The sequence below is a fragment of the Altibacter sp. HG106 genome, from assembly GCF_028561755.1.
Taxonomy (GTDB): domain Bacteria; phylum Bacteroidota; class Bacteroidia; order Flavobacteriales; family Flavobacteriaceae; genus DFVG01.
Window position 1 is genome coordinate 1 of sequence record NZ_JAQQTD010000016.1, and the last position, 5,335, is coordinate 5,335.

Below are 5,335 nucleotides of genomic sequence, written 5' to 3' on the forward strand. Positions count from 1 at the left end.
TCCAAAACAAACCACACTCCAACTCGGAATAATTTGTATCTTGAAATCACGCAACGAGGCGTTATACAGGACCGTTGTGTGCAATTAAATTAGTAAAACTTCCTATTAAATGATTTTTAGACTTTTATTCATATTTTTTCTGTTTTTTGCATGTAAAGAAAAAGTGAATTCTTTGAAAAATGTGGAAAAAATAGAGCATCCCCAAAAACAAAACAAGAGAGTAAATATAACTTTTGATAAAGAAATTAACGGATACACAGTCAATATCATTTGGAGTCCATTTCGAGAGATGAGAAATATAATTATTGGTCCAGCAGTTTTACAGTTCCATCACCCCACAAATAATAAGTCATTCGAAATTATAACTGACTATTTCTCTATCGATTCTAAGTTGATAAATGTTGAGAAAGATAAATACGACATTCTTACAAGTGTTCAGCCTGATAAAATTGAAATTGATTACACAAAATTCAAGTTACTACCTGATAACACCTTGGGGCAACAAGAAATGCCTTTCTTCTTTTTTGACATCGACTTTGATGGTAATCTAGAACTGATTATTACTGAATATGGAAGAGAAGAAAATTTTATTACAAAATATAAAGTTTTCAAGTTGATAGAGAGCGATTTAGCTGGTCCAAAAAATCAAATAACAAATATTGATCCATACAATAAAATTTATAAAGACACCAAAATTGATTCAAAAGCAAAACGAATTATAAATAATTAATCATTAACTGCACACAACAACGGCTATCATGCATCGGGTCATTATCTAAACCGAAAACACTATCTTTAAAACAAACTAAAAAGGTCATCGGAATATTATGAACATATTCGGCGGCTCTCAAAGCGCTGCTGAACCGCACGCGGTTAACACCGCTTCCTACAAACGCTCCGCGTTTTGGTTCTGCCGATTCAGCCGCCTAAGCCTCCCGCCGTATGATAGCCCGGACCGTTGTGCAACATATTGACCGAAAACAATAATTAACAACGAATATGAATTAATCGTATCTTTGAAATGTGGAAAAAATTGGAGAAATAGAAATACGTGTTATAGGCAAGTCTGGAAATCAAGATTTAAGCCCAGACAACTATGATATCAAGCATATTGCATCAATATTGCAGAATGTAGAGGATTTGTTATTTCCTATCAATAAAAAGGATAGACCAATTGTTACCTACGATATCCAGGAGGGTTCTGTTAAACATTTATTCAAGACTACAATCCAAACTGTAATTGGATTTAGCGCAGTATTATCTCAAGTTCAAGCTAATGAATCAATTGATTTTCTTGAACTAAAGACGGCTAGAGCCATTGAGAATATCCAAACCTTATCTCGTCAAAAAAATTATGAGTTTCAAATAAAAACATCTCTGAATGATAGTTATGAACTAACTATAAACCCCAATACTAAATTTATTAGAACAGAAAATATTTGGGTGGATGCAGAATTCTATTTTTATGGTATCTTGAAAGATGCTGGTGGTAAAAGTAAAGCCAATATACATTTGGACACGAATGATTTTGGATATTTATCAATTGAGACTGGAGAAAAATTTCTTAAAGAAAGAGAAGAGAACTTACTTTATAAAAAATATGGTGTTCGGGCCAAGGGTAAACAGAATATAGAAACTGGAGAGATTGATACTAAATCACTTCAATTAATTGAGCTTATCGATTATCAACCCAAGTTTGACAATGATTATTTAAATTCTCTTATTAAAAAAGCCAAGGATAGCTGGAAAAATGTTAATCCTAACGAATGGCTGCTAAATTTAAGAGGAGGTTATGAAGCATAGTGTCTTATTAGATACAAGTTTCTTTATTAGGCTTCTTAACGATGAAGACCCACTTCATAAAAATGCAGTTGGATATTTTAGGTATTTCTTAGAAAATGACATTGTTTTAAAATTTTCAACTATTTCTATTGCAGAGTACTGCGTGCTTGGAAATTTGGAAGACTTACCATTAAAGAACATTCAGATATTACCTTTCAATTTAAAAGAGGCACAGAAAACCGGACAATTCGCTAACATAATCTTTGCAGAAAATAAAATTAGTGAAGAAAAACTAAGTCCACGTGCAATAATTCCGAATGATTCCAAACTCTTTGCTCAAGCTGACTTAGACAAATCAATTACACATTTCGTAACATCTGATATTCGTTCTAAAAATACTCTGGCATTATTGAAAAAAGTGATCACTCCAAAATTTGAAATCATTTCAATTGACACTCCCTACAACGAAACGTTTGGTATTTTAGAACTTTAAAATAATACGTTGCACAACAACGTATAACACTCATTGCTTGCAGAATTACTTAACGAAAAACCCGTTTTCAAAACAAACCCCTAACCTACTCGGAATAATTTGTATCTTGAAACCACGCAACGAGGCGTTATACAGGACCGTTGGCAATAATTATGAGAAAAATATTACTGATTTTATTGATTACAGCTATTTCTAGTATTACTAGTTATGCTTGTAGCTGTATAGAAAAGAAGGAATCAATTAGAAAAAAGATAAAATCCTCGTATGTCGAATCTGATCTGATATTTATTGGGAAAGTCTTGGAAAAAACCATTCTTGAGAACGAACTATACTCATCTTCGGCTGATCCCGTTATTTATAAATTTGAGTTAACTCAAGTTTATAAAGGAAATATCGACAAAAAAACTATTGAGGTAGTTACAAGTAGAGATAGTGCTAGTTGTGGATTTCCTTTTCAAATTGGAAAGAATTACATCGTTTATTCAATAAAATCTGATTTTTATACTGACAGAACGGGTTCTAATACTGATTTTATCACAGGCTTATGTAGAAGGAATCAAGAACTAGACCATTTAAGAAAAAAGGAATTAAGGATTCTAACTAGACTAAAAAATAAGTAATATAACTATTGCCAACAACGGCTATCATGCATCGGGTCATTATCTTAACCGAAAACACTATCTTTAAAACAAACAAAAAGGTCATCGGAATAATATGAACATATTCGGCGGCTCTCAAGGTACTGCTGAATCGCACGCGGTTAACACCGCTTCCCACAAACGCTTCGCGCGTTTTGGTTCTGCCATTCAGCCGCCTAAGCTCCCGCCGTATGATAGCCCGGACCGTTGTAGGTAATCATAAACCTAATCTTGAAATTTTTAAAAAATGGAAAAACTTATACCGATTCTATTGATCTTTTTATTTTCATGTAATTCATCAAATAAAGAAAATGACATTAGTTTACTCGGCAATATTGACAATAAAGTTAATTGTGAAATAAATTTGTCAAGAACAGAAAATGTTGTTCAAGGAAACTTGGTCAACCTTGATAATAATGAAAAAATCTCACTAAAAGGTACAGTTGTAAATAACCATTTACGAATTGAAGAGTATAGAGATAAAAATAAGTTAACGGGAATATTTGATGGAAAATATATCGATGGAGTATATAAGGGATTCTGGAAGAGTCCAGATTATAAGGTTAGTGTTCCATTTATTTTTCACATTAAACACGATTCCCTAGAATCAACTGGTTCTGGAAGGTCAAGAAATTTAGAATCCTCATATTTAAAATGGGTTGTACAAATGAATAACGGTGATGATTATTGTACCAATGAAGAATGCGAGAAATCTGATGGCTTAAATACAGATTGTGGTTTAACAATTTTAAAAGAATTTCCGACCGAGATTGTCTATGCCGATATAAACAATGATGGTATTGAAGATGCTTTTATTTATGCAATTATTCAACCTTGCATGATGGGAACTTGGTTTATCAATGTTGAGATGGCAGGGCATCTTGTTGTTTTTGTCTCTCAGAATAATGGAGATTATGAAATTTATAATAACCCTGACATTATAGTAGATAATTTAAAATTTGGAAGAATAAAGGAAGCTAATGGAAGCATAATAAGCGGAGAAGGACTAGGATTAGATGGGGAAACTGCTCATTCATTAGGATTTAAATGGACTTGTAAATTTGAATTTAGAAATAAGCAGTTTTATTTAATATCTAAATCAAAAGAGGAACGGTATACGGATCAATGACTACCTACAACAACGTATAACGCTCATTACTTGCAGAACTATTGACCGGAAAACTCGTATTCAAAACAAACCACACTCCTACTCGGAATAATTTGTATCTTGAAACCACGCAACGAGGCGTTATACAGGACCGTTGGGCATAATGCCAGGAACAAAAGCAAAAATAAGACAAAAATTATTCGACAAGTTCTCTAAGAGTCTTGTTAAGATATGTAATGATCATAATTTTGAAATAATCCCTCCCGAACTGCTTGGTAAAGTTGAATTTCCATATTCATGTCCAGTTTGTGGAAACAGCTATTATGAAACCGATCTTTCGAGCAATTCTCCCAATCAACTAACAATTGAGCACGTTCCACCCGAATGTGTAGGCGGTAAACCGCTCACTTTAACCTGTGCAGAATGTAATAAAAATTCTGGATCAGATTTTGACCTACATCTAAAGTTATATATGCAGTATCAATTTGCTGCTGAAGGTAATGTCCGGATTCCAGTGCGAACTAAGGTTAATGATACCATTAATTTTAAGTCCCAATTAGTTATAAATAAGAAAAAAAGAAGCTTAAGATTTTATCTGTCCAAGAAAAGCAAATATGCTAAAGAACAAATAAAAAATATAAGTGATAATGGTTTAAATTATAAAATCAACGCTGAGCTCAATTTTGGAAATCAAAAGAAAGCTGAAAAAGCACTTTTAAAATCTGTTCATCTTTATGCATTTTCAAAATTTGGATATGCTTATTTGCAAAGTGTTGGCGGCACATATGTACGCTCTGAATTATATAATACTAATGAGAACATATTAAAAACAATGATTATCACAGAAAACATTCCTGTTAATGAGCCAGGAATTTATCATTGCACCATTAATAAAAAAATAGAAGCATTGATGGTTTTTATGTCACTTTCTTTAAGTGGTAATTCCAAATTAATTGGAACTCTCTTACCTGGACCATACATTGAAAGTGTCGAGTTCTATAGAACTTGTGATATAGATAAACAATATCAAATCGACCTTCAGGAAATAGGATTTCAAGATTTTAATAAAAAACCATATTATTTTTTGGAATACTTCATTTAGAGGCACTATGCCCAACAATGTATAACGCTCATAGCTTGCAGCAATACTAACCGGAAAATCCATTTTCAAAACAAACCACTCTCCTACTCGGAATAATTTGTATCTTGAAACCACGCAACGAAGCGTTATACAGGACCGTTGGCAATAATTTTGACAAAATTCTTCGTTACATCCATAATTTTACTCTTCATCTGTTGCAAGGAGCAAGAAAA

The 5,335-nt window shown here is 32.7% G+C and carries 6 protein-coding genes; all 6 read left to right on the plus strand.

What is annotated here, in order from left to right:
* The first annotated feature begins 172 nt into the window (after positions 1-172).
* Positions 173-730, plus strand: coding sequence for a hypothetical protein (locus PO830_RS14635; protein ID WP_272854319.1), 558 nt, complete (start codon positions 173-175; stop codon positions 728-730).
* A gap of 293 nt (positions 731-1,023) precedes the next feature.
* Positions 1,024-1,803 carry a hypothetical protein gene (locus PO830_RS14640; RefSeq protein WP_272854320.1) on the plus strand — a complete coding sequence of 260 codons (780 nt, stop codon included), beginning with the start codon at positions 1,024-1,026 and terminating at the stop codon, positions 1,801-1,803.
* Positions 1,793-2,275 (plus strand): hypothetical protein, encoded by a 483-nt coding sequence (locus PO830_RS14645; RefSeq protein ID WP_272854321.1) that lies wholly within the window; start codon positions 1,793-1,795, stop codon positions 2,273-2,275. The genes PO830_RS14640 and PO830_RS14645 overlap by 11 nt, the downstream gene beginning before the upstream one ends.
* Positions 2,276-2,427: 152 nt before the next feature.
* A complete protein-coding gene (locus PO830_RS14650; RefSeq protein WP_272854322.1) occupies positions 2,428-2,895 on the plus strand; it encodes a hypothetical protein in 468 nt (155 codons plus the stop codon).
* A gap of 265 nt (positions 2,896-3,160) precedes the next feature.
* A complete protein-coding gene (locus PO830_RS14655; RefSeq protein WP_272854323.1) occupies positions 3,161-4,042 on the plus strand; it encodes a hypothetical protein in 882 nt (293 codons plus the stop codon).
* 142 nt (positions 4,043-4,184) lie between these two features.
* The gene (locus PO830_RS14660; protein WP_272854324.1) at positions 4,185-5,123 is read left to right on the plus strand and encodes an HNH endonuclease; all 939 of its coding nucleotides are present in this window, start codon (positions 4,185-4,187) and stop codon (positions 5,121-5,123) included.
* Positions 5,124-5,335: the final 212 nt, after the last annotated feature.